Source organism: Ruminococcus sp. (assembly GCF_016287535.1).
Classification (GTDB): Bacteria; Bacillota; Clostridia; order Oscillospirales; family Ruminococcaceae; genus Ruminococcus.
In genome coordinates this window covers 231,889-256,548 of record NZ_JAEFAJ010000001.1, presented here as the reverse complement: position 1 = coordinate 256,548, position 24,660 = coordinate 231,889, and the positions used below count along the sequence as shown (strand labels likewise).

General features: G+C 43.2%; 21 protein-coding genes. 8 read left to right on the top strand and 13 right to left on the bottom strand.

Translation table 11 applies throughout. The annotated features are described in order from the left end of the window. Window positions 1-2: 2 nt before the first annotated feature. The 5 genes from QZZ36_RS01210 to QZZ36_RS01190 form a co-directional block, all read right to left on the bottom strand. On the bottom strand, window positions 3-1,499 hold the full coding sequence (locus tag QZZ36_RS01210; RefSeq protein ID WP_295075456.1) for a TerB N-terminal domain-containing protein: 1,497 nt from the start codon (window positions 1,497-1,499) through the stop codon (window positions 3-5). Between the two features lie 119 nt (window positions 1,500-1,618). Then, a complete protein-coding gene (locus QZZ36_RS01205; protein ID WP_295075453.1) occupies window positions 1,619-2,206 on the bottom strand; it encodes a DUF308 domain-containing protein in 588 nt (195 codons plus the stop codon). A gap of 13 nt (window positions 2,207-2,219) precedes the next feature. Next, the gene (locus tag QZZ36_RS01200) at window positions 2,220-4,919 is read right to left on the bottom strand and encodes a transglutaminase-like domain-containing protein (RefSeq protein ID WP_295075450.1); all 2,700 of its coding nucleotides are present in this window, start codon (window positions 4,917-4,919) and stop codon (window positions 2,220-2,222) included. After that, the gene (locus tag QZZ36_RS01195; protein ID WP_295075447.1) at window positions 4,919-6,112 is read right to left on the bottom strand and encodes a DUF58 domain-containing protein; all 1,194 of its coding nucleotides are present in this window, start codon (window positions 6,110-6,112) and stop codon (window positions 4,919-4,921) included. Before QZZ36_RS01195 ends, QZZ36_RS01200 begins: the two co-directional genes overlap by 1 nt. Window positions 6,113-6,121: 9 nt before the next feature. After that, entirely contained in the window at window positions 6,122-7,075 is a 954-nt protein-coding gene (locus QZZ36_RS01190; RefSeq protein WP_295075444.1) for a MoxR family ATPase, read from the bottom strand. A gap of 429 nt (window positions 7,076-7,504) precedes the next feature. Here QZZ36_RS01190 and QZZ36_RS01185 point away from each other — a divergent pair, with 429 nt between their 5' ends. The 8 genes from QZZ36_RS01185 (at window position 7,505) to QZZ36_RS01150 (ending at window position 16,689) form a co-directional block, all read left to right on the top strand. Next, window positions 7,505-8,509 carry a cell wall hydrolase gene (locus tag QZZ36_RS01185; protein ID WP_295075441.1) on the top strand — a complete coding sequence of 335 codons (1,005 nt, stop codon included), beginning with the start codon at window positions 7,505-7,507 and terminating at the stop codon, window positions 8,507-8,509. 108 nt (window positions 8,510-8,617) lie between these two features. After that, window positions 8,618-8,881 (top strand): Asp-tRNA(Asn)/Glu-tRNA(Gln) amidotransferase subunit GatC, encoded by a 264-nt coding sequence (locus QZZ36_RS01180; RefSeq protein ID WP_295075438.1) that lies wholly within the window; start codon window positions 8,618-8,620, stop codon window positions 8,879-8,881. A gap of 17 nt (window positions 8,882-8,898) precedes the next feature. Further along, complete coding sequence (gatA, locus tag QZZ36_RS01175; RefSeq protein ID WP_295075435.1) at window positions 8,899-10,317, top strand: Asp-tRNA(Asn)/Glu-tRNA(Gln) amidotransferase subunit GatA; 1,419 nt, start codon at window positions 8,899-8,901, stop codon at window positions 10,315-10,317. Continuing rightward, complete coding sequence (gatB, locus tag QZZ36_RS01170; protein ID WP_295075432.1) at window positions 10,308-11,747, top strand: Asp-tRNA(Asn)/Glu-tRNA(Gln) amidotransferase subunit GatB; 1,440 nt, start codon at window positions 10,308-10,310, stop codon at window positions 11,745-11,747. The genes gatA and gatB overlap by 10 nt, the downstream gene beginning before the upstream one ends. A 2-nt stretch (window positions 11,748-11,749) precedes the next feature. Next, window positions 11,750-12,100, top strand: coding sequence for an arsenate reductase family protein (locus QZZ36_RS01165; protein WP_295075641.1), 351 nt, complete (start codon window positions 11,750-11,752; stop codon window positions 12,098-12,100). A gap of 129 nt (window positions 12,101-12,229) precedes the next feature. Further along, complete coding sequence (locus tag QZZ36_RS01160) at window positions 12,230-14,209, top strand: toprim domain-containing protein (RefSeq protein WP_295075429.1); 1,980 nt, start codon at window positions 12,230-12,232, stop codon at window positions 14,207-14,209. 11 nt (window positions 14,210-14,220) lie between these two features. Beyond that, window positions 14,221-14,448, top strand: a complete 228-nt coding sequence (locus tag QZZ36_RS01155; RefSeq protein ID WP_295075426.1) for a hypothetical protein — start codon at window positions 14,221-14,223, stop codon at window positions 14,446-14,448. Next, entirely contained in the window at window positions 14,449-16,689 is a 2,241-nt protein-coding gene (locus QZZ36_RS01150; RefSeq protein ID WP_295075423.1) for a DNA topoisomerase (ATP-hydrolyzing) subunit A, read from the top strand. It begins immediately after the preceding gene. A 42-nt stretch (window positions 16,690-16,731) separates the two neighbouring features. On the opposite strand, the gene QZZ36_RS01145 is transcribed toward QZZ36_RS01150, so the two are convergent. The 8 genes from QZZ36_RS01145 to ftsH all read right to left on the bottom strand — a co-directional run bounded on the left by QZZ36_RS01145 (window position 16,732) and on the right by ftsH (window position 24,650). Continuing rightward, on the bottom strand, window positions 16,732-17,706 hold the full coding sequence (locus tag QZZ36_RS01145; RefSeq protein WP_295075420.1) for an aldolase catalytic domain-containing protein: 975 nt from the start codon (window positions 17,704-17,706) through the stop codon (window positions 16,732-16,734). A gap of 170 nt (window positions 17,707-17,876) precedes the next feature. Next, window positions 17,877-18,125: a hypothetical protein gene (locus QZZ36_RS01140; RefSeq protein ID WP_295075417.1), complete on the bottom strand. Its 249-nt coding sequence runs from the start codon at window positions 18,123-18,125 to the stop codon at window positions 17,877-17,879. 62 nt (window positions 18,126-18,187) lie between these two features. Then, window positions 18,188-18,856, bottom strand: coding sequence for a lactate utilization protein (locus tag QZZ36_RS01135; RefSeq protein WP_295075413.1), 669 nt, complete (start codon window positions 18,854-18,856; stop codon window positions 18,188-18,190). Window positions 18,857-18,923: 67 nt separating this feature from the next. Beyond that, on the bottom strand, window positions 18,924-19,451 hold the full coding sequence (gene raiA, locus QZZ36_RS01130; protein WP_295075410.1) for a ribosome-associated translation inhibitor RaiA: 528 nt from the start codon (window positions 19,449-19,451) through the stop codon (window positions 18,924-18,926). A gap of 145 nt (window positions 19,452-19,596) precedes the next feature. Next, entirely contained in the window at window positions 19,597-20,958 is a 1,362-nt protein-coding gene (locus tag QZZ36_RS01125) for a penicillin-binding transpeptidase domain-containing protein (protein WP_295075407.1), read from the bottom strand. After that, the gene (locus QZZ36_RS01120) at window positions 20,955-22,250 is read right to left on the bottom strand and encodes an FtsW/RodA/SpoVE family cell cycle protein (RefSeq protein WP_295075404.1); all 1,296 of its coding nucleotides are present in this window, start codon (window positions 22,248-22,250) and stop codon (window positions 20,955-20,957) included. The genes QZZ36_RS01125 and QZZ36_RS01120 overlap by 4 nt, the downstream gene beginning before the upstream one ends. Beyond that, window positions 22,240-22,659: an FHA domain-containing protein gene (locus QZZ36_RS01115; RefSeq protein ID WP_295075401.1), complete on the bottom strand. Its 420-nt coding sequence runs from the start codon at window positions 22,657-22,659 to the stop codon at window positions 22,240-22,242. The genes QZZ36_RS01120 and QZZ36_RS01115 overlap by 11 nt, the downstream gene beginning before the upstream one ends. Window positions 22,660-22,733: 74 nt before the next feature. Next, entirely contained in the window at window positions 22,734-24,650 is a 1,917-nt protein-coding gene (gene ftsH / locus QZZ36_RS01110; protein WP_295075398.1) for an ATP-dependent zinc metalloprotease FtsH, read from the bottom strand. Window positions 24,651-24,660 lie beyond the last annotated feature (10 nt).

Sequence of the window (24,660 nt, the reverse complement as noted above, 5' to 3'; positions counted from 1 at the left end):
ATTTACTCCTCAGGTATCATAGTTTTGAGTTCGTCTGTATAATCCTCTATCAGCATAGGAACATCGCCGGTAAAATCAATAACAGTATCACCGAAACTGTCAAACAGCTTTTCATTGACAGAATCGGCAAGTATAGAGATCATTTTTCCGCATTTATGCGCTGCTCCGGCAGGATCGCCGTTATAGAGCATAGCTCTCATAAAGGCGAGTTCATTTTTATCAAGTGCAAGAACATCGGTAACTTCATCTGCAATGTTTCCCGCCGCAGTATTGTTTTCTTCTTCGTTTTCCTCATCTGAGTAAACAAGAAGCTTTTCGCGTGTGATATCGGAAGCGCTTCTTATACTTCCGAGCTTTGATACATCTATCTCGATCTTTACCGCTTCATTTCTTCGCTTTTCGGCATAGTAAAGCTCAATTTCATTCTGTATCACCTTTATGGCAGCTTTTGAAACACCGTCAAATGATATTTTGTGCCTGAAGCTGTTGTGATCACGCAAAAGGCTGTCAATGGCCTTTACAAGATCGCCGAGATGTCCGTTTCTGTTCCGGTTGCCATATATCTTCCTGCAGCTCCACCTTCCGTTCTTACAGGTGTAGCTGTGTATATCGCTGAGCTTGTATTCACAGCTGCGCAGAGGCATTCTGTCATAAAAGATCGCAGATGCGAACATATTATGACTGCATTCAACGGGATTGCCGAATAGCTTGCTGAAAAGTGAGCTTTTTCTTTTTTCTTCAAAGAACTCAGAAAGCTTTATAAAGCAGCGGGCAACTACATTTTTCGTGTCATCAGGATTTGAGATAAAAAACATTGATTTCCGGAGCTGATAGGCTGAAAGAGCAGATACGGCTGAAAAGATCTCATCATTGTCATGCTCTTTCCATTTCATAAGGGTAAGCATATCATGGTCGAACTTTATCTCATGCAGACCGTCTGCAAGACTGCTGTCGAGCTCATTGTATACAATGAAATCAAGAAGCCAGTTGTCGGTGTATTTGCAGATCGTGTCGTCTGTATCTTTATATATACTGCAGAAATCTTTAAGCTTTATGAAACATTTTTCCGGAGTTTCTGATCCTATACAGTTTATCAGTTCGTAAATATATATGAAAACAAATGGCAGGGGAGCCTTGCTGATATTGCCGTTGCGAACACAGGTCCTCCATGAGAAATACCCTCTCAGCTGTTCCGTTGTCATGTCACGGTAGCAGGGATAGTATTTTATAAAGTCATCATTATAACTGAAACTGTCGGAATAGTTTTCCATAAACTTCCCTTGTGTATAAAAGAGCCAGGCAGACGTTTTCCAGTATGCTTCCGGCGTGAAAGCAAGATTTTTCATTTCCTTTATTTCAGAAGGCGTTTCCTGTTTTATGAACTGGGCAGCAGTTTTTATTATAGGTTCGTCCTTGTAGACTCTGTCCCTGAAAGCCTTGCTGTTTACCAGCTTTTTATCCGCAAGTACCTGATTTATTATTATATTCACATCAGACATTTTCACGCCTCCTTTACATAAGGTTTACTATATATTGTAACACAAAAAAACAGATTTGTCAAACGCTTGTTCGATTTGGCGAATATAAAAAAGCTGCCGGAAGTACCGGCAGCCAAGTTTTACTGTAAGCGTTTAATATCGTCGTCATTATTGACTTCAAAACCATTGGCGTCTATCACATCGTTTGAAGCAGTGATAACCTCTCCGTTCCGCTCGCTTATAACATAAGCAACATAGAAGTTAAAGGCTGCAAAGGCAAGCATGAGAAGTCCGATAATGAATCTTATGATCTTTCCTCCGAAGGGATTGAAAATAAGGAAAACAGAGGATATCAGCAGTATGATACCAAAGATGAGCTGAAATATCTTCAGTTTTTTTGTAAGCTCCTTGCTCAGTGATTTTATTATCTGGGTGATGGCGATAACCGCAAGGATAATCCCCGCAATAGCAGACATTTTTCTGGATATGAATCTCGGTATATATATTACGAACAATCCGACAAGCACACCAACGATACCGGCAGGCATGAGCGAACCGCCGTCGCCGCCTCCGAAGCTGGACAAGCCTGTAAGTATGCTGCCTGCAACAATGATACCGCCTATGATATAGAAAACCCAGGACAAAACACCGGGAAAGAACGCAAAAAGCACTCCGCATACAGCAAGCAGAATTCCCTTGATGATATAACCTGTATTATCTATCTTCATAATACCCCTCCTGTCATAAAACATAAATATATTTTATTACGAGCCTTTTCAGTCTTTCACTCCGCTTGCACATATTATCCGAGAAATCACTGACAGTCTTATAGCATACGCCGGCTTCTTCTTCAGTCGGCTTTGTATTACTGTACCTTGTTTTCAATGCGATTCGGGTGAAATTCTCAAAATCATTTTTATTGAAATATATTCCTCCGTAGCCTTTTTCTACCTGTGAGGCGAAGCTTACGTAATTACCGTTTTCGCTCTCCATATCAAGTAAAGACAGCATTTTTTCTGCATATCCGTACATTCTCAGTATCCTGTCTGATGTTTTGCCAGTTGTGAATCCTTTATTTCTGTAGTATAGAATTATACGGCGTCTGAGAATGAGCAGGCACACTGCAAGAGCAAGCAGCAGAATTAATTTTAAGAAGAACTTTATCCATTTCGGAAGGTGCATCTTTCCACCGGAGTCGACACGTAAAATGCCGGAAGCGATATGCTTTTTGGTTGTTGTGGTTGACGGCGCCGAAACATTTGGCTTAGTCGTAGAAGTCCGGGAAATATTTGAAGCAGCAGTGGTGGTCGTACTTGTGGTTGTTAATGTCGTAGTAGAAGTTGCGGTGGTTGTTTCCTTTGGAGCAGATGCTGCTGAGGTATTGATCTCGCTTTCTGAATATCCGTCTGTAAACTCATAAGGTATCCAGCCTGCGCCGTCAATGTATACTTCCGCCCACGCATGGCTGCGGTTGTCCTTGACGTTAACGGTTACAGAACCGTCAGGATTTCTTTTACCTGATTCGATATCGCTTCCTACAACAACGTAACCTGTCGCATAACGTGCAGGGATGCCTGCCATTCTTGCAAGGATAACGCCTGCGGAAGCATAGTGAGTACAGAAGCCCTTGTGGTTCTCAAGCAGGAAATAGTTTACGAAATCACGGGTCGCAGGAGTTTTTCCGGGAGAAAGCGTATAAGTGCTGGATTCCTGTATACTATTTTTTATATCCTCAAGAACGGCAAGTGTTTTGTTAGTTGAGCTTATGTCCCTGTTGTTTACTACATAAGCGAACTTATCCCGTATCTCGTCCATTTCGGGATTATCCGGAACGCTGAGATACTTTTCATAGACAAAATTCTTGTATTCATTCTGCAAAAGCAAAGTAAGGAGCAGATTAGGATTTTCAGCTGAACTGATATATTTAGTATCTAAAAAATCAGCGCATTCAACAGTAAAGTATTTATCATAGCTTAACAGCTCATGATCCGAACAATAAGCACTGAGCTTTTCCTTCGAGGGCATATCAACAAGAGCGCTGATATCCACTGGAATTAATGCCGGACGACTGTCGGAAGATGCAGTGTTACTGATCGAAGTTAAAATGCTGTCCGTATAGAGATCATAGGTATTATCGCCTTTTTTCTGATTTTTCGGAGTTATCATCAGGTCATCGGTATATCCGATATTTCCGGTATTTATAGTGCAGTACGGAACATAAGTGTGATTTCTCTTCTGGGAAGCAGGTACGATACGCAGCTTGTTCTTTTCCGGAGGATCATTTATTATTTTAAGGGCAAGTGCGGGGAAATCCTGTGGATGAATGTCGTATTTCTTAAACTCGCCGAAAAGATCGTTATCGTAATCTGAAGACGGCATATCGTCCCACATATCGCCTTTATAATCAGAACGGGTATATTCCTTCAGATATATAGCTCCGGACGCAGGAGTATCAAGTGTAATTGTCAGGTCTGTAATATTTTTGTAGCGAATATGACTGTTATTGCCGAGCTTTCGGTTGTCATACTCAAAATCAAGTCCGAATGAAGCTGTTATACGCGCCAGACTGTCAGCAAGATTTTCAATGGAAAATTCATCTACGGCATTGGTGATGTCCCGCCTTTTCTGATTGATCCTGTCACTTCTTTTATAATGTGTGACCTTCAGTAGCCACATTGAAAGGAGAGCAGTAATGATAACGGAACATATTACAAGCATACCGCATCTTTCCGTGACCTTCAGCTTCATATGCCTTTTCGGGAAAAACAGATCGTTTTTTCGCACAAATCCGCTCTGACCGCCTGAGTATTCTCCGGCGTCGATAGAAGACATCGACAGCAGTGACATCCAGTATGCGATGCAGAGTATTCCCCAGAATACAGGCAATATGATACCGTTGTACAATCCTATTTCAAGAAGTGGGAATGTCATGAGCAGCGGCAGTACAGGATTCGGTCTGCATATAGTAAAAAAGCAAAGAACGATAGCAAGCATCCAGATAAAGAAAAGCACTATCGTCGTTATTGACGGAGTTCTTAAAGACGGCTGGAGATTCCTGTAATAATCTATTTTGGATTCAAAGGTTACCTTATATATAAAATTGTAGGCAAATTTATAGCCGAGCATGATCTTTGAGGCTTTTTTAAAGGCAGCAAATAAAAAAAGAACCAGGGAAGCCGGATACAGCCACAGTGCCCTGCCGCCTATAACCGAAATGGTAATATAGAACGCAAGAATGCAAATGCTGGCAAAAAATACTTTTTCTGTATCGAAAGGAAGTCTGTACATTCCGAGAAAAGCCATGATGAATGAAACGAAACCTATCAGGGCTATGGCAACAGAAAAAGGCTTTCGCGGATTTGAATTCTTTCGTTTGACAGACATAACGATGCTGTCGCTGATGGTAATACCATTATATTTTTGTTTGAGCTTTCTTTTCATTATATATCTATATCCTTTATTGAAGCGCTTATCCTGCCGGTTATAACAGGTGTGATACTGAACGATGAAAAATCGGCGTTCAGTTCCGGCAGTTCATCTGCGGATCCGACAACGATCATGGCATTCTTCTGTTCAGCTTCTATTTCCTCGTCGATAAACTGAAGGATCTTCTGATTAAGGAGAGATCCGATATAAGTGAAGGAAGCATATGAAAGTTTGGGATTATCGAAGAAATAATTATCAGGGAGCTGGCAGGGAATATCGCTTCTGAATGATGAAAGTAAAGATTTAACGGCGATACTTATATCAGAAGTGCTGTTGATATGGTGTTCAGTGAACATATTCTTTGAGGTATCAAAGAATACAACGGAATGCCCTCTTTCATTGTCGATAAGGAACTGTGATACCGACATAAATGTATCGATAAGGGAATCAAGTATCGCAAGAGAAAGAAACTTGTCACTGTAGGACATCAAATCAAGGAAAAGAGTGCAGGGCACATCGATTGGAAGACTGTACTCTTTTACGATGAAGTCATCCTTCTTTGAACTGAGCTTCCAGTGTATACGGTTCAGCTTGTCGCCGGGATTATATTCTCTCAGGTCAAAGACCTCCGAGGGATCGTCGCCCGGATGGTATTCAGAGAATACATCGCTGTCTTCATTTATGCGGTCGGTATAGTGGACTATTCCGGATATGTCGTGACATTCGGGAAGAACGAGGAGCTCTGTGGAGACATTCTGAGCTGACCTGAACCTGAATATCCTGAGGGGATCAAAAACATTCAGATAAGAAGCGGTCACCCTTATAGTTCCGCAGAATTCGGACTGCAGCTGAAATGTTATTCTCTGGGAATTCTTTGGCTGTATGGGCAGATAAAGATCAAAGGCTGAAACTTCATCATTGAAAATATTATAGTATTCTATGTGTGCTTCGGCTTTTCCGATAGGGAAGATGCTGTTGTTCGTTACCACGAGCTGTATAGGGAAAGACGTATTTTTCGCAACGGTTTTGTCTTTAACTGCAAAATCTGCGGTTATATTCTTTTTAGCTATATTAGTCGTAATATACATTATTAAAGGCAGTGTGACAACAACTATCAGAAGAACAAGAGCAAAATTGCCGAGATACAGTATGTAAAACAGCACACAGATTATGATCAGAACTATAAAAAGTATCTTTGTCAGAATCATAGTACAGCCTTATTTTTCGGTTATGCCAGGAACGGGCACGGATCTGAGAATCTCTGTTATGATGTCGGATGCAGTCGTATCTGAAAGCTTTGCTTTTGAGTTGAGAATGATACGGTGCTCGAAAACGTCGTTGCATATGTATGAGATATCCTCCGGGATAACATAGTCTCGTCCCATAGCAACAGCTATGCCCTTGGAAAGCTGCATGAGTGCAAGCGTACCTCTCGGACTTACGCCAAGTTTAAGCATAGGATGATTTCTCGTGGCGGCAGACACTGATACGATATACTCATATATCCTTTCGTCAACATAAACGCTTGATATGTACTCCTGAAGCTCAGTGATGAAGTCGGCGTCAGCGACAGGAATGACTCTGTCAAGAGGATTGATGTTCTGTTTTGCCTTCAGTATAGAGACTTCTCCGTTGAAATCAGGATATCCCATGCTGAGCTTGATCATAAAGCGGTCAAGCTGTGAATCCGGAAGATTATGTGTTCCGGCAGAACCTATGGGATTCTGAGTTGCAATAACGGTATATGGCTCAGGAAGCTTGTAGGTATTTCCGTCAACAGTTATGCTTTTTTCTTCCATGAGCTCAAGCAGAGCGGACTGTGTCTTGCTTGATGTACGGTTTATCTCGTCGGCGAGAAACAGGTTGCAGAAAGCGACACCCGGTCTGAACTCGAATTTGCCGTTGCTCTTGTTATAGACCGAGAAGCCTGTAACGTCGGAAGGAAGCACGTCCGGAGTGAACTGCATACGGTTATGCTCAAGTGACAGAGCCTTTGAAAATGCGAGAGCAAGGGTAGTCTTGCCGACTCCGGGAATATCCTCGATAAGAACATGACCTCTGCACAGCATGGCAAGCAATACCTTTATTATAATAGCGTCCTTGCCGATGACGGCTTTTTTTACCTCAGAGATAATTGAATTGATTTGATCGGTGTAATATGTTTTGTTCATATACTTCTCCTAACAGATTTGTTTATACTTATTTATTATATCATTTTAAGCATTTTTTTGCAATAGCCTGAACTATATTTTTGAAATCTTCCGTGCAATTATTTCATCGCTTTTCTGGTTCTTGAAGGTCAGCTTTCAAGGCGGGATGTCTTAAAAATCCCATTATATCGTTAACAACGGCGTAGTTTTTGTAACTGTTTTGTAACAAAATGCGGTTAAAACAGAAGAGTTATTAACAATAAATTAACATTATATTCACATAATAGAAAACTAATATGTGCAGATTTACTTTGATACCTTTAAATTCGTGGAAACTATTAGCCATAAAATGGAAAAAAATTTGAAAGTATTGCCATTTGAGGTAAGATGTGTTATCATAACAACAGCCCGAAAAAATTGAAAATGCTTTTTTCAGGAAAGGATGAGTTGATGGGTAATCTCAAAACCGCAGCTTTATGTTGCGGAGTGGTTGCTTCAGTACTTGCTGGTGGATTCGGAGTTGGATACATAACTTCTTCAACTATCAGTAAAGTCGATCTTGTCTCTGATAACGCGGGTGTCGCAAATACTGACGGCGCTGCTGACTCAGCATCTGTAGATTCAACTGCAGATGAGACAGATAACGCAACTGCAAACAAAGGAACAACCACCAAGAAATCTAACAAGGCCGAGGATTTAATGGCCGCAAGCAAGTACTTTAGTTCTGTTCAGGAGGGCACATCTTCCAAAAACAGTACAGGGGCAGCTGATAAAGCTGCTAAGATTTCAAAATCGGTGCCAGCACCGGCTCACGCGCCGGCTGCAATTACACAGCCTGTTACACAGCCTGCTACAACGGCTTCACTTGTTGCTGACGTTGCGGATGTAGTAACAGAAACAACAGCTGCTTTAGCTGACATTACTTCAATAACAACACAGGCTACTACAACAACGACTACAGAAACAACTACAACTACAACGACAACTACTGAAACTACTACAGCCGAAACGACTACTACTACAGTCGAGGCTGTAACAGAAGCTCCCGAGGTAACAACACAGACGGATGTTGAACCTGCACCGGAGCCGGTAGCTATCGATGTTGAAGTAAGTGAAAAGGCTCTTCCGATCTCAGATGAAGATTATATTCTTCTCTGTAACGCTGTTGCAAACGAAGCAGGCAGCAATTGGATCAGCGACTACGATAAGGCGTTGGTAGTAGAGGTGATCATGAATAGAGTCAAGTCGCCGAGTTTTTCAAATACTGTATACGGTGTGCTCACAGAACCGAATCAGTTTACTGGCGCATGGAATTATGTAAACCTTACTACATATTCTGGTTACGTTACACAAAGCGTAAAAGATGCTGTAAGACTTTACTTCAATGAACCTGAATCCTTTACTCAGGGTTTCTTAGGTTTCTGGGGTGACGGATACAGCAACCACTTCTATTAATAGGAACAGCAGCCGGCTTAATCAGCCGGCTGTTTTTTTATTTCAAGCCGGTTGCTAATATATGGGAACTGTGGTATAATAGTCATATATTATTTTTAGGAGCTGCTTATGGAAATAGACATTAAACATATCGCAGAACTTGCATTCCTTGATATAAGCGAAGATCAAGCGGACAGCATTGCTGAAGACCTGTGCGGTATTATCGGAATGATGTCCGAGCTGCCTGAATATTATGAAGGTGAGATCATTTCAGAAGGAATGGAGCTGCGTGAGGATACTGTGATACCGTCAGAGCTGACCTTTGAAGAGCTTATGAGCAATTCGCCTCAGGTATCTGAGGGCTGTTTTGCAGTACCAAGGACGGTGCAGTAAGGATGGTGCTGTGTGATATGAGCGTATCCGTACTTGCTGATATGCTGAGGACAAAGAAATGCAGCGCAAGAGAACTGCTGAATGACGTTATGGAGCGTGCAAAAGCGGTACAGACTGAGCTGAACTGTTATGTAACCTTCAATGACAAAGCTGTTCAGGCAGCAGAGGAAGCCGACAGAAGGATCGCTGCAGGGGAGGATATCTCATTACTTACCGGTATACCCGTTGCGATCAAGGATAATATATCAACAAGAGGTCTGCGTACTACCTGCGCTTCGAGAATGCTCGAAAACTATATACCTCCTTACAGCGCAACGGCTGTCGAAAGACTTGAAGCAGCCGGAGCTGTAATTACAGGCAAGATGAATATGGATGAATTTGCAATGGGTTCCGCCTCTGATACAGGCATATTCGGAGCGGTAAGAAATCCTGTTGATAAGAGCTTTTCATCAGGTGGTTCATCGGGTGGCTCTGCTGCTTCAGTTGCAGCCGGAGCAGCGGTTCTTGCTCTCGGTTCCGACACAGGCGGATCTGTACGTCAGCCGGCATCTTTCTGCGGCGTTGTGGGATTCTGTCCGTCCTACGGTTCTGTTTCAAGATACGGACTGATCGCGTTTGCCTCTTCACTTGACAGAATAGGTTCCTTTGGAAAAAATGTAAGAGATACATTTTATCTCCACAATACAATAAACGGATATGACATCAAAGATGTGACAAGTTTCAGAAAAAATTTTTCACATGAGCTGACTGGGGAGCTAAAAGGGCTCAGGATAGGTGTGTGTGCTGAAATGATGAAAGCCTGCACTGACGCTGAAATATCTGATGCTTTGGAAGCTGCCCTAAAGGAAATGGAGAAGCAGGGAGCGGAGCTTGTGGATATATCTCTTCCTTCCATTAAGGATTCGGTAAAGGCTTATTATATAATTTCCTCGGCAGAAGCCTCCTCCAATCTCGCAAGATATGACGGTGTGCGCTACGGCTTCAGGGAACAGAATATAGTTTCGATTGCGGATATGTATAAACGCAGCCGTACAGAGGGATTTGGTGATGAAGTCAAGCGCCGCATAATGCTGGGTACTTTTGTACTGAGCGAAGGATACTGCGAGGCGTATTACAAAAGAGCAATATCATGCCGCAGGAGAATTACATATGACTTTGAGAGAGCTTTTGAAGTATGTGATATTATTGCTGCTCCGGTTTATCCCAGGGCAGGTATCGAGCTTGATAACAGAATACCAGCAACAGATATGTATGCGGCTGATATATTTACGGTACCGGCAAGTATGGCAGGACTTCCGGCTGTAAGCGTTCCCTGCGGCAGAAGCTCTTCAGGACTGCCGATCGGGCTGCAGCTTATCGGCAGGAGATTTGCTGACAACGATGTGCTTGACGCGGCTTACGGATATGAACTGACAGGAGGTGCGGCATGGCAGTAGTCGAACCAGTTATCGGACTTGAGGTCCATGCTGAGCTGAATACGGAATCAAAGCTGTTTTGCAGCTGTAAAAACATTTTTGGGGCAGAGCCGAATACAAATGTATGCCCTGTATGTCTCGGACTTCCGGGAACGCTGCCGCGCCTGAACAGGCAGGCTTGTTATTATGCGGTAAAAATGGGACAGGCGCTGAACTGCGAGATAAATATGATAAGCCGTCAGGACAGAAAAAATTATTTCTATCCTGATCTGCCGAAAGCATACCAGATATCTCAGGCTGATATACCTGTATGCGGCAGGGGTTATCTTGATATACTTGTGGATAAAGAAATCCGGAGGATAGGGATAACCCGTATCCATATCGAAGAAGACGCAGGAAAGCTTCTTCATGATGAAGCAACAGGCGGTACTCTTTGCGACTATAACAGGTGCGGAGTGCCTCTTATTGAGATCGTTACAGAGCCCGACCTGAGAAGCCCCGCCGAAGCGCGTATTTTTCTTGAAACTGTCAGAGCTGTCCTGCGTTACATCGGCATATCCGACTGCAAAATGCAGGAGGGCAGCATAAGGTGCGATGTGAATGTTTCGGTGCATGAGAAAGGGCAGCCGCCCGGAACACGCTGCGAGCTGAAAAATGTAAACAGCTTCAGTGCTGCTCTTAGGGGGATAGAGTACGAGATAAAACGTCAGACGGAAATCATTGCCGATGGTGGCAGTGTTGAGCGTGAAACACGGCGCTGGGACGATAAAAAAGGTGTGAGTATCCTTATGCGCAGCAAGGAGAACGCACAGGATTATCGTTTTTTCCCTGAACCTGACCTCGGACTGATAGTTCTTGATCCCGAAGCAGTAAGGCAGTCAAAGTCTGAGTTACCCGAACTGCCGGATAAGAAGATGATACGGTATGTAAAGGAGCACGGACTGAACAGCTCAGAAGCGTTTATCATAGCAGATTCGCCTGAAAAGGCAGAGCTTTACGACGAATGTGTAAGTCTTGAAAAATGCAGCTGCCATTCTGTTGCTAACAGGATAGTCGGAGAGATAACAAAGTATATGAACGATACAGGAAGGACCATAGCTGAGACCGGTATAACGCCGGAGAATCTCTGTGAGCTTTGTGCAGCACAGGAAAAAGGCGTTATATCAAGCTCCGGGTCAAAGACAGTGCTCGACGAGCTTATAATAAAAGGCGGAAACACCGAAGAAATAATAAACAGACTCGGTCTTGTACAGAATTCCGATACGGGATTTCTAAGCGAGCTTGCCGGTAATATCATCGCTTTAAACGAAAAATCAGTAAACGACTACAGGAACGGCAAAACAAATGCTTTAGGCTACCTTGTGGGGCAAGCCATGAAGGCTTCCGGCGGAAAGGCTGATCCCGCAAAACTAAGAGGTATACTTGAAAATAAACTTAAAACGGAGGAATGAAGATGAAATTTATATGCTATCCAAAATGTACGACTTGTCAGAAGGCTAAGAAATGGCTGGACGAGAGGGGAATAAGCTATGAGATGAGAGACATAAAGGAGAATAATCCGACTCTTGCGGAACTGAAAAAATGGCATAAAATGAGCGGACTTCCGCTGAAAAAGTTCTTCAATACAAGCGGTCTCCTTTATAAATCAATGGGGCTGAAGGACAAGCTGCAGGATATGACAGAGGAAGAGCAGCTGAAGCTCCTTGCAACAGACGGAATGCTGGTCAAGAGACCTATCCTTGTCACGGACGGCAAGGTCCTTGTCGGCTTCAGGGAAAAAGAGTACGAAGAGGCGCTCAAATAAGCGGAAAGCAGTCGTAATGACTGCTTTTTTGCATATATTTCAGAGATACTGCCGCGCACTTGCAAAAATAATCCTGATGTGGTATAATAATAAAGTATGCATAAAAACGTGACCGAAAGGCAGAGGATTATGGCTAAGAAACAAGATTACGGCAACGACAGTATATCAATGCTCAAGGGCGCGGACAGAGTCCGTAAGCGTCCTGCTGTTATATTCGGCTCAGACGGCCTTGACGGCTGCGAGCATTCGGTATTTGAGGTCATCTCTAACTCCATAGATGAAGCCCGTGAAGGATACGGCAATAAGATCATTATTACTCATTACAGGAACAATGATATAGAAGTCGAGGATTTCGGCAGAGGCTGTCCTGTTGACTATAACAACAACGAAAAGCGCTATAACTGGGAGCTTGTCTACTGTGAGCTCTATGCCGGCGGTAAGTATGATACTGCTGATGAATCCTATGAGTACTCCCTCGGACTTAACGGACTGGGATTGTGTTCTACTCAGTATTCCTCAGAGTTTATGGACGTTGAGGTAATTCGTGACGGTTTTAAGTATAACCTGCACTTTGAAAAGGGCAATAATGTCGGCGGTCTTAAAAAGGAAGAAACAAAGAGGAAGCAGACCGGTACAAAGACACGCTGGCGCCCCGATCTCGAAGTATTTACCGATATAAATGTATCTGACGAGTTCTTCTGTGATATCCTCAAGCGTCAGGCGATAGTAAACCCGAATATACTCTTTGTGTTCCGCTCCGAAAATGAAGCTGGCGGATTCAACGAGCAGGAATTTTTCTATGAGTCGGGTATAACCGAGTATGTCCAGGAAATAGCAGGTGAAGGCACGCTTACTTCCATACAGCACTGGACAGCCGAGAAAAAGGGCAGAGACCGTGACGACAAGCCTGAATACAAGGTAAAGCTTGATGTTGCGCTTACTTTTTCCAATAAGGCAAAGCTGACGGAATACTACCACAATTCCAGCTTCCTTGAGCATGGCGGCTCGCCTGCGGAGGCTGTAAAAAGAGCATTTCAGTCACAGATAGACAGCTATATCAAGTCCATAAACGGATATCAGAAGAACGAGAGCAAGATAACCTACGCCGATGTTGAGGAATGCCTTATACTTGTTTCATCGTCCTTCTCCACACAGACCTCTTATGCCAACCAGACCAAAAAGGCTATAACCAATAAGTTTATCCGCGAGGCTATGACAGAGTTCCTCCGTCATCAGCTGGAGGTATATTTTATAGAGAATCCCGATGAAGCTCAGAAAATAGCGGAGCAGGTACTTATCAACAAGAGAAGCCGTGAAAACGCAGAAAAGGTTCGTCTTAACGTAAAGAAGAAGCTGACAGGTACTATCGATCTTGCTAATATGGTTGAGAAGTTCGTGGACTGCCGTACAAAGGACGTTTCACGCCGCGAGATATACATCGTGGAGGGCGATTCGGCTCTCGGTTCAGTAAAGCTTGCGAGAAACGCCGAATTTCAGGCTATAATCCCTGTCCGCGGAAAGATACTCAACTGCCTGAAGGCTGAGTATTCAAAGATATTCAAGAGCGAGATAATCACAGACCTTATAAAAGTTCTTGGCTGTGGGGTAGAAGTTACCACAAAGGCTAACAAGGAGCTTTCAAATTTTGATATAAACAACTTCCGCTGGAGCAAGATAGTTATATGTACCGATGCGGATGTTGACGGTTTCCAGATCAGAACACTCATACTGACTATGCTTTACAGGCTCACGCCAACTCTTATCGAGCAGGGCTATGTTTATATAGCTGAATCTCCGCTATTTGAGATAAATACCAAGGAAAAGACATATTTCGCATATACGGAGCAGGAAAAGCAGCGTATACTTGATATGATAGGTGATAAGAAGCATACCATACAGCGTTCAAAAGGTCTCGGCGAAAACGAACCGGATATGATGAGCCTTACTACAATGAATCCGGATACGAGAAGACTTATAAAGGTGACTGCCGAGGATATCAGCGAGTCTGCTGAGATATTTGAAATGCTTCTCGGTGATGATCTTCAGGGCAGAAAGGATTATATATCCGAATACGGTGCAGATTACCTTGAACTTGCTGATATCAGCTAAGGAGTGATATCTTGAAAAAGATCAGAATGACAAAGTGCCGTTTCTGCGGCGGAACAGAGTTTATAACAGGATATCAGAACTTTTACGGAGCTGTATACAGTGCTGACAGCCTTCTTCATTCAACTTCCCTTTATCATACTATATGCCGTGAATGCGGAAGCATTGTAAGGACTTATGTAAAGGATCCCGAAAAGCTGCTTAAAAAGAAAGACAGAAAAACATCACAAGGAGAAGATTAAATGCCAAGGAAAAAGGAAACTAACCAGAAGCAGCCCGTGTTCAGGCACGAGGCATATATTGAAGGTTCCGGAAGCGTGGTTGACGAGAAGATCGCAGATACACTGAAAAAGAACTATATGCCTTATGCGATGAGCGTTATCATTTCCAGAGCACTTCCTGAGATAGACGGCTTCAAGCCCTCTCACAGAAAACTTCTTTATATGATGTACAAGAGGGGACTGCTCAGTCCTGAAAAAGAGCGTTCAAAGTCGGCAAATGTTGTGGGAGAGACTATGAAGCTCAATCCTCACGGCGATCAGGCTATATATGAGACCCTTGTCCGTATGACAAGGGGAAACGAAGCTCTGCTCCACCCTTATATAGACAGCAAGGGAAATTTCGGCAAGCAGTATTCCAGCAAGATGCACTTTGCCGCTCCGCGATATACTGAGGTAAAGCTTGAAAAGATATGCAACGAGCTCTTCCGTGATATTGACAAGGAAACAATAGACTTTGTACCGAATTACGACAATACCATGCAGGAGCCCACTCTGCTTCCGGCAACTTTCCCTACAGTCCTTGTAAATTCAAATACAGGTATTGCGGTATCAATGGCGAGCAATGTTTGCCCATTCAATCTTGAAGAGGTATGCGAGACTACGATAGCATTGATGAAAAATCCGCAGCATGACATAATAAGTACCCTTAAAGGACCTGATTTCCCCGGCGGCGGACTTATGCTCTATGACGAGACTGAGCTGAGCAAGGTCTATGAAACCGGAAGAGGAAGTATAAAGGTACGTGCAAAGTACAGCTATGACAAGGCTGCAAACTGTATCGAGGTCACTGAGATACCATATACCACTACTATAGAGGCTATAATCGAAAAAATAATCGACCTTGTAAAGCAGGGAAAGATAAGAGAGATATCCTATATCCGTGACGAGACTGATATAGACGGTCTGAAGATCGCCATTGATCTCAAGCGCGGAACCGATCCCGACAAGCTCATGCAGAAGCTGTACCGTCTGACTCCCTTGCAGGACAGCTATCCCTGCAACTTCAATATACTGATCGCCGGTACTCCGAAGGTCATGGGCGTAAGGGAGATACTTACCGAGTGGACTGCCTTTCGTGAGGAGTGTATTCAGCGCAGGACATATCATGATCTGCAAAAGAAAAAGGAGAAGCTCCATCTTTTAGAGGCTCTCTCAAAGATACTTCTTGATATCGACAAGGCAATAAAGATAATCCGCGAGACCGAGAACGAGGCGGATGTTGTGCCGAACCTTATGATAGGCTTTGGAATTGATGAGGTGCAGGCTGAATTTGTTGCAGAGATAAAGCTCCGTAATATAAACAAGCAGTATATCTTGCGCCGTGTTGAAGAGGTGGACCAGCTCAAAAAGGATATCGCCGAGATGGAGGAAATACTCCGCGATAAAAAGAAGATACGCAAGATAATCGTTGACGAGCTTCGTGATGTTATAAAGAATTACTCACAGCCAAGAAGAACCATGTTCTACTATCAGGCTGATGCAGAGGAAGCTGAAGAAGTTGATGATACTCCGGATTATCCTGTTAATATCTTTGTTTCAGACAGCGGATATTTCAAGAAGATAACTCCGCAGTCCCTGCGCATGAGCAGTGAACAGAAACTGAAGGAAGGCGACTATATCAGTCAGAGCATCGAGGCGACAAACAAGACCGAGCTCATATTCTTCTCCGATAAGGCTCAGGCGTACAAGTCAAGGGCAAGCTCCTTTGACGATACAAAGGCAAGTGTGATGGGAGATTATATACCTGCAAAGCTTGGCTTTGACGAAGGAGAGAATCTTAAAACTCTTGTTGCCACCACAGATTACAGCGGATATATTATTTTCTTCTTTGAAAACGGCAAGGCAGCCAAGATACCGTTAAAATCATACGAAACAAAGACAAACCGCAAGAAGCTTGCAAACGCATATTCAGAAAAATCTCCGCTTATTGCAGCTTTGTATACAGCTGAGGATTCAGATATACTGCTCAGGACTTCAAGCGGTCATGCACTTGTTTTCAATACCGGTATGATACTTCCAAAAGCTACAAGGGATTCACAGGGTGTACAGGTGATTAATCTGCGCAGAAAGGCAGTTCTTTCTTCGGCGGAAGTGGTTACAACTGAGGCTATGCCCGAACTCGAAAAATACCGTTCAAAGAGCGTTCCCGCAGCGGGCAAGCCTGCCAAGGAGCTTGGAGACAGCAATCAGCTTACATTCTGATAAAAAACACCGTATCAGCTTATGCCGATACGGTGTTTGCTTTTATTCCTGTGAGATTATTTCCTTGTAGAATTCAGAGATATCAGTTCTTTTTTCCTTTGTGTACTGTATTGCTGTTCTCGGATGCTGATTGAAAAGTCCGGTGAGGAGATACTGGAGATCATAGCCCCAGACTACGCCCTCATCGTGGAGTCTGCTGATATGTTTCTCTATGAACTGGAAAACAGGATATACATTGTATTTGGGATTTTTCAGGAAGCCGAGAAGAAGTTCCATCGCGCAGTTGCCGGCGCCTCTGCCCATAGCTGAGTATGTAGCGTCGAGCCAGTCAACGCCGTCGCCTACAGCCTCGATAGTATTTGCAAAAGCGAGCTGCTGATTGTTATGAGCGTGGATACCGACCTTTTTTCCGTATTTCTCAGCCATCTCAACATAGAGGGCAGCGATCCTTGCCATTTGCTCCGGATATATGGAGCCGAAACTGTCAACAATATAGAAAACATCAACAGGGGACTGTCCGAGGAGATCGAGAGCTACCTTTATATCCGACTCCTGTGCATTTGATATAGCCATAATATTACAGCTTACCTCATAGCCCTTTTTCTTTGCGTCCTCTATCATATCAACCGCTGTAGGTATCTGATGTATATACGCGGCCACACGGACAAGATCAACAGGACTGTTTTCGCGTTCGATGATATCCTGCTTGTAGTTGCAGCGTCCCACGTCAGCCATAATAGCAATTTTAAGATCTGTATGGTTATCTCCTACGATAGAGCGGATATATTCATCATCGCAGAATTTGCACGGACCGAATTTATTTACATCGAACATTTCCTTGTCAGCTCTGTAGCCGAATTCCATATAGTCTACACCGGCTTTGATATTTGTAAGATAAAGATCTCTTACAAATTCATCGCTGAAGCGGAAATCGTTTACAAGTCCGCCGTCGCGGAGTGTAGCGTCAACGACCCTTACATCGGATCTGTAACTCATAAGCTTTGATAATTCTTTCATACCTTATCTTCTCCCTTTTTACTGTACCACTTTGCACTGTAATACTTTAAAGTGATATCTCTAAAAATAGTATAGCACAGTATTCTGAATTTGTCAAACCCTTTTTGATTTTTTCTGTATTGTATCAAAATACAAAAAATAAAAGGGGATTTTATATTTAAAATCCCCATTTAATTATTATTTTGATCTGTACTATGGTATTCACTCTTTAAAATGGAAAAAATCATAAGGTTGTGCATTCCGGTAATCATTCTTTTAATACTTGCTATATCATTAACAGCGTTATGGATAAGATATTTGCAGGTAACTTCATCAGATAAGACTTCTGAAAGACTTTTATCATCTTCCTGAGTGATCTGCCTTAAAAAAAGCCGTTGGGTATCAAGTTCAGGAAATGATTCAAATATAAGTTCATTCATTTTAATAATTCTCTTTAATCGCTTCTCTGCCCCAAAAGCCCTTTAATAAAGTATATTATTTATCAGTATCCGAGCTCTTCACCGACAATAATTACCTTTATACGACCTTTATGGCGCTGATGAGCGGATATCAGATAATTGCAGCAGATCCTTCCGTCGCCTCCGCAGCCGTCCGTTATCTGGCGGTCAGCCTTTGACAGTGAAACACATTCTCCCTTTTCCTTGCAGTAAGTTGCACAGTCAAGGCGAACGCAGTTAGGCGGAGCAGCTTCGCGCTTTACTCTGATCTCAGCTTCATTAAGGTCTTTTACTATTTTATTGTATCCTGCGATAATGATAACTGATTTAGGACCAAAAGCTATAGCGGCGATACGGTTGCTGTTTCCGTCAACATTATACAGCACACCGTCCTCGGTGATCGCATTTGAGCTTGAAATATATACATCAGCGGAAAAAGCTTTTATATAGAGATCTGCCACCTCCTCAGGAGTCATTTTTGAACGGTCAAGATATGTATACTCAGGGGAGGACAGAAGTTCTGAAAGCCCGCATTCCTTCATTGTCATTGTACCGCCGTTTGTAATAACGTCACCCTTCTTGATAAGTGACCGTACTATGGAACAGACGTCGTTCCTTGTCTCGGCATAATAGAACTCCATATTGTTCTTTTTAAGGTTTTCACCGATCTTATTAATTCTCTTTTCTATGATAGCTTTTTTGTTGTTGTCCATTTTATATTACACTCCATTCGTAAAATCAATATGCGGGACTGATGTCCCGCATATCTTTAATTGTTTATTATTCGTTGTCAGGTTCGAGTACGGCATAATTTCCGTCATCGCGCTTGTATACGACATTTATAAGACCTGATTCAGCGTTTGTGAACATAAAGAACTCATGATCGAGCAGATTCATCTGAAGAATTGCTTCATCAATGTCCATAGGTCTCATCTTGAACTTCTTATGCTTGATGACCTCATAATCCACAGTTTCGGGAACAGGGTAAGCAAAAGCTTCCTTGAAAGCAGCGTCTTTCAGTTTCTTCTCGACCTTGGTCTTGTTCTTGCGAATCTGTCTGATTATCTTGTCGATAGCGTCATCAAGAGCGACATATTTGTCTTCGGCAGCACGTTCTGCGCGGAATATTATACTGTTATATTTAACGGTAAGCTCAAGAATTATCTGTGTCTTGATCTCAGAAATAACAATCTTAGCATCAGCTTCCTCTCCAAAGAATTTTCCGAGTCGTGAATCTATCCTCTTTTCTGCGTACTCAGTAAAGTTAGTTGGTATCTGCATTTTTTTAGCTGTGATAGTTGTTTTCATATTGGTCCTCCTTTTTTAGCTTTGCGAGAAGCAAAACTGTACTTTATGGTTATATTATACCATAAAGGAAGTGATAATACAAGTGGATTTTGTTGATTTCGTTTGAAATGCACAAAGCATTTTGCATAATTTGTTTAATCTGACATCAGAAATTGTTTTTTAAATTATCGAGAAGCACCTGCGCGATCTGCTCTGTAGTAACGTAACCGCTTGCTCTGTCTTCTATCAGAATACAGAAAGCGACGGGGAAATCAGGCTCATCTACAAAGCCAACAAGCAGGGAGTTTTCCTTCATTCCTTCATTGACCTGAGCGGTTCCGCTTTTGACTCCAACCTTATATCCGTTGATAAGATAAGTATATTTGTCAGAGCCGTTTGTAAGCATTATCTGTTTCATTGTCTCGGCAGTCTTTTCAGAGAATATCCTGTCACTGTAATTGGTTTTGGCTTTTTCTTTTTCATTTCCGCGGGTATCTGTAATATGGTCAATGAGATATGGCATAGTCATTTTTCCGGTGCTGTCAGCGACAGCGCTTTCCCACATCATGAGCTGGATCGGACTTACAAGAGTATCGCCCTGACCGATACAGCCCCACTGTGTTCTGAATTCATATGGATCCTCAAGAGTTGTCGAAGCTGTTTCACACTGTATACCGTTTATGTCGATATAGGTCGGCTTTCCGCCGTTAAGAACATATCCCATTTTCTCGTACTGCTTTTTTACTTTTTCAAGCGGCATATCGCCGTCCTCGATGAGCTGTGCAAAGAAAGGATTGCAACTGTTTTCAAATGCCTCCTGAATGTTCTGTGTACCATGACCGTAAGGATTATGGCAGTCGATATCCGCTCCTGAACCGTTGTGATACTTGCCTGTGCAGTTGTAGCTTTTTGAAAACAACCTGCTGCTGCCCATTATTTCAAGTGCGGATATTACTGTTGATACCTTTTGGGTCGAACCGGGAACTGTCCTGAACATATTTTTGGATAAGAGCGTAGCGGATTTGAAGTTGTCCAGATCATCATAACCTTTTGTTACGTCAAGAGAGGGGAGACTGACGCAGACGAGGAGCTCGCCTGTCTTATAGTTGTAAGCGCAGGTGCAGCCTTCCATGTAACCGTAGGCGTCATAAACAGCCCGGTTGGCTCTGTGATCGAGAGTGGTATATATAGCTGCGTGTCCTCCGTCGTGAAGCAAGCCTTCATTAAAGCTGTAATTGTTTAGTTTCTCAAGGTTCTGCGCCACGAGAGTGTTATTCATTTGGCCCTTGTCGTCACCGATTATATTTCCTACGTCAATGAAATGATTATCCGGGTATGTTCCGTTTCCAGTACCGTCGAAAAGCACATCGCCTGATCTGTCATAAACCAGACCCAGTTCATGGGTGTCTGAATTCATCATATAGAATGATGATTCATGCACGAGCTTTGCGATGAGCAGTGCCATACCGGCTATAAAAAGAAGTATCAGCAGACTTATTATCCTTTGGGTCCTTCTTATGCTTTTCATTCCTGCCACCTCCATACAGGCTCGCTGGATACCTGCTTTTTATGCTTCGGTTCTTTGAATGAAGGAGAGAGGCAGGCCATGAGCATACCTATCATGAACCCGCTGACCATAAGTGAGCTTCCTCCCGAAGAAAGGAAGGGGATAGTAACGCCGGTAAAAGGTATAAGATTGCATGAACCGAATATGTTCAGCGCCATCTGTACAGTAAAGGCGGCACACACGCAGGCGGAAACAGTACCGTGGTAATATGAGCGGGCAGGATTGATAAGTGGAACTGCTGTCATGATTATTATAGCAAGCACAGCCATAAGAGCGTATAAAAGCCCCCATTCTTCGCTTATAGTAGCGAATACTATATCGTTATCGTATGCAAAGATATTTGAAAGAAAACCCTTTCCAGGTCCGAGTCCGAACCAGCCGCCCTTGGCTATGGCGATCAGGGCCTGTGACTGCTGATATCCGTCACCGGTCTTGTCGTTCCATATATCAACATGAAGACGGTGCTGAACATAATCAGGAGCATATTTTAATCCGATAAGCAGGAATACAACAATAACCGCCGCTACAGCGATCAGCTTCTTCTTGGAAAATTTAGCTTTTGGGTAGCATATCCTGAGAAGGAAACCGACTGAGAATATGCCGAGAAATGTGGGAAGACTTCCGTAATCATGGGATTTGACCTGTACAAGACAGATCGCAGCCGTAAGGACAAGAAGCGTTATATTTTCGTACACCACATTGATGAACAGGACCTTGTGCTTTTTCTGCTGCTCTTCTATAGACGTTGCGCAGGCAAGAACGAACAGCGGCTTGATGAATTCTGAAGGCTGCAAGGTGAAGGAGCCTATCTTTATCCACATATCATGGGTGATGATATTTACAAGAAGAGTTATCAGAAGTACAGCGCAAACTGCGGCATAGATGTATTTCTTCTTTTCCTGAAGAAGTTTATGATTTTTGCAGAGCATATATCCTGCCTTGCACGAAGCGAGTGCGATGATACAGGTCAAAAGATGCTTGGCATTAAAGCTGACTTCTCCGAAGCATGACTGAAAAATCAGGCTCATGTTAAGTATAAGTATCAGCAGGAAATCTATCGCATATGATTTCTGCCTGAAAGAGAGCATTATAATAAAATATGCGATATCAATTATTATTACCGCTGTACCGAGAACAGCAACATCTCTTACGTCCTTGTAATTTCCGTTGAAATATATGTTCACTATCATAGCGATATGAGCGAGAAGAACAGAAAAACATGAAAAGCCGTATGCGATGGGATTAGCGTACACGTTCCATCCTCCTTTTCCTGAAGATAAGACGGCGGTTGCCGAGTGTAATGACGTCGTTTTCATTAAGCACAGCTTCTCTTACCATAGTGCCGTTGACAAATAATCCGGATTTTGAACCCATATCCCTGATAGACCATTTACCCTCGGATACGGTAAGCATAGCATGGTAACGTGACACCGAAAGATTCGGCAGCCTTATATCGGCAGATGCATGACGTCCGATAAGAACCTCGTCGCAGCCGAGTTCATAGGTTTTTCCCTGTTCTGCAAGTTCCATATCATTTGCAACTTCATGCCAGTTCTTTTTTGTGGATTTTCTTTCGCGGTACGCAGTCAGCAACAGAACAAGTATACATATATCAAGTGCCGCAGCTGCCGCAACGCATAAAACAAGATTCAAAGAATCCAAATAAACACCTCCGTAACAGTAAAGCGAAATATATGGCAATAAAAATCCCGAAGATAGCTCTTCGGGATAATATATTATTCTTCAGAAGGCTGTTCAGCGGCAGCTTCCTCGGTTTCCTCAGTTTTCTCCGCGGCAGTTTCTTTAAGGAGAATATCCTCGGACATTTCACCGCGCATCATCTTTTCAAAGTCGTCGCCGTCGATCTTTTCAAATTTGAGAAGATACTTCGCAAGGAAGTGCATTTTATCCTCATGAGCTTTGAGAAGCTCTGTACAGTCATTGTAAGCCTTCTCGATGATAGAACGGACTTCCTCGTCTATCTGAGCAGCCACAGCTTCGCTGTAATTTCTGGTATGACCGTAGTCTTTGCCGAGGAATACCTCGTCATTGTCCGAACCGTAAACAACAGTACCGATTTTCTTTGAGAAACCGTATCTTGTTACCATATTTCTTGCGGTTGATGTTGCACGTTCGATATCGTTTGAAGCTCCGGTGCAGATGTCGTCGATGAAGAGCTCTTCGGCAACACGTCCGCCCAGAAGCATTACGATACTCTCACGCATCTGATTGCGTGAAACGTGTCTGTCATCATTATCAGGCCTTGTGACTGTAAGACCTGCCGCCAGACCACGCTGAATGATAGTGACCTGATGGATCTTATCCTGAGTTTTGAGGTGATATGCAGCAACTGCGTGACCTGCTTCGTGATAGGCTGTAACGAGCTTATCATGTTCAGTAACGATACGTGATTTCTTTTCAGGACCTGCGATGACCTTCATCGTAGCCTCTTCGATATCAGCCTCAGTAACAGCCATGCGGTTGTTTCTTGCTGCAAGAAGAGCGGCTTCATTCAGTACATTTTCAAGATCAGCGCCTGTAAAGCCCTGAGTTGTTTTAGCAATGACTTTAAGGTCAACGTCCGGGCCCAGTGACTTATTCTTTGCATGGACTCTGAGGATCTCCTCACGGCCCTTTACGTCAGGGTATCCAACGACGATCTGTCTGTCGAAACGTCCCGGTCTGAGAAGAGCAGGGTCAAGTATATCACGTCTGTTTGTAGCGGCGATAACTATAACGCTGTCGTTGCCTGTGAAACCGTCCATTTCAACAAGGAGCTGGTTAAGTGTCTGTTCACGCTCATCATGTCCACCGCCGAGACCTGCGCCTCTGTGACGGCCTACGGCGTCTATTTCGTCTATGAATATAATCGCGGGAGCGTGTTTTTTTGCCTGTTCAAAGAGGTCTCTTACACGTGAAGCACCTACTCCGACGAACATTTCAACGAAATCAGAACCGGAGATAGGGAAGAACGGACAGCCGGCCTCGCCTGCAACTGCACGGGCAAGAAGGGTCTTACCTGTACCGGGAGGACCGAGCAGAAGAACTCCCTTAGGTACTTTAGCGCCAAGCTCGGTGTATTTTCTCGGATTTTTCAGGTAATCAACGATCTCTATGAGTTCCTGTTTTTCTTCGTCAGCACCGGCTACATCTTTAAAAGTAGCCTTGCGTGCGCTTGCGCCGTTTTTGAGATTTGCCTTGCCGAAGGTCGCGTATTTGCTTCCTCCGCCGTTTTGTTTCATTATAAAATAAAGTATGGAAATGCCGAGAAGAACAGTAAGAATAACAGGGATAAGCGAATATATCCATGTCCTGTCAGTTATCTTGATGTAATCCTGTTTGAGAGGCGCATCAGGGTGTTTTGCATTGTATTCCTTACGGTAATTTTCTGTATCATTCAGGAAAATATTAACATTCGGAACATTATAATGCTTTTCTGTGTCCTCGTTATCAAGCTTGTAGGTAAGATCTCCTGTACCGAGATCAAGTTCATAGTAAGATACTCTGTAATCGTCAAAATAACCGATTATTTCAGTATACGCAGTCTTATCGTTATTCTGGTTAAGTCTTGAGCTTATATATACAAGTGAGAAAACTGCTATTCCGACTATGAGCAGATAGGTAAGAACTCCTTTGCTTTTTTTGGGTGTCAAATTATCCTCT

Bases quoted from the DNA above. Each gene is read 5' to 3' on its own strand.
- QZZ36_RS01210 (WP_295075456.1), bottom strand. From the start codon at position 1,499: ATGTCTGATGTGAATATAATAATAAATCAGGTACTTGCGGATAAAAAG.
- QZZ36_RS01205 (WP_295075453.1), bottom strand. From the start codon at position 2,206: ATGAAGATAGATAATACAGGTTATATCATCAAGGGAATTCTGCTTGCT.
- QZZ36_RS01200 (WP_295075450.1), bottom strand. From the start codon at position 4,919: ATGAAAAGAAAGCTCAAACAAAAATATAATGGTATTACCATCAGCGAC.
- QZZ36_RS01195 (WP_295075447.1), bottom strand. From the start codon at position 6,112: ATGATTCTGACAAAGATACTTTTTATAGTTCTGATCATAATCTGTGTG.
- QZZ36_RS01190 (WP_295075444.1), bottom strand. From the start codon at position 7,075: ATGAACAAAACATATTACACCGATCAAATCAATTCAATTATCTCTGAG.
- QZZ36_RS01185 (WP_295075441.1), top strand. From the start codon at position 7,505: ATGGGTAATCTCAAAACCGCAGCTTTATGTTGCGGAGTGGTTGCTTCA.
- QZZ36_RS01180 (WP_295075438.1), top strand. From the start codon at position 8,618: ATGGAAATAGACATTAAACATATCGCAGAACTTGCATTCCTTGATATA.
- gatA (WP_295075435.1), top strand. From the start codon at position 8,899: ATGAGCGTATCCGTACTTGCTGATATGCTGAGGACAAAGAAATGCAGC.
- gatB (WP_295075432.1), top strand. From the start codon at position 10,308: ATGGCAGTAGTCGAACCAGTTATCGGACTTGAGGTCCATGCTGAGCTG.
- QZZ36_RS01165 (WP_295075641.1), top strand. From the start codon at position 11,750: ATGAAATTTATATGCTATCCAAAATGTACGACTTGTCAGAAGGCTAAG.
- QZZ36_RS01160 (WP_295075429.1), top strand. From the start codon at position 12,230: ATGGCTAAGAAACAAGATTACGGCAACGACAGTATATCAATGCTCAAG.
- QZZ36_RS01150 (WP_295075423.1), top strand. From the start codon at position 14,449: ATGCCAAGGAAAAAGGAAACTAACCAGAAGCAGCCCGTGTTCAGGCAC.
- QZZ36_RS01145 (WP_295075420.1), bottom strand. From the start codon at position 17,706: ATGAAAGAATTATCAAAGCTTATGAGTTACAGATCCGATGTAAGGGTC.
- QZZ36_RS01140 (WP_295075417.1), bottom strand. From the start codon at position 18,125: ATGAATGAACTTATATTTGAATCATTTCCTGAACTTGATACCCAACGG.
- QZZ36_RS01135 (WP_295075413.1), bottom strand. From the start codon at position 18,856: ATGGACAACAACAAAAAAGCTATCATAGAAAAGAGAATTAATAAGATC.
- raiA (WP_295075410.1), bottom strand. From the start codon at position 19,451: ATGAAAACAACTATCACAGCTAAAAAAATGCAGATACCAACTAACTTT.
- QZZ36_RS01125 (WP_295075407.1), bottom strand. From the start codon at position 20,958: ATGAAAAGCATAAGAAGGACCCAAAGGATAATAAGTCTGCTGATACTT.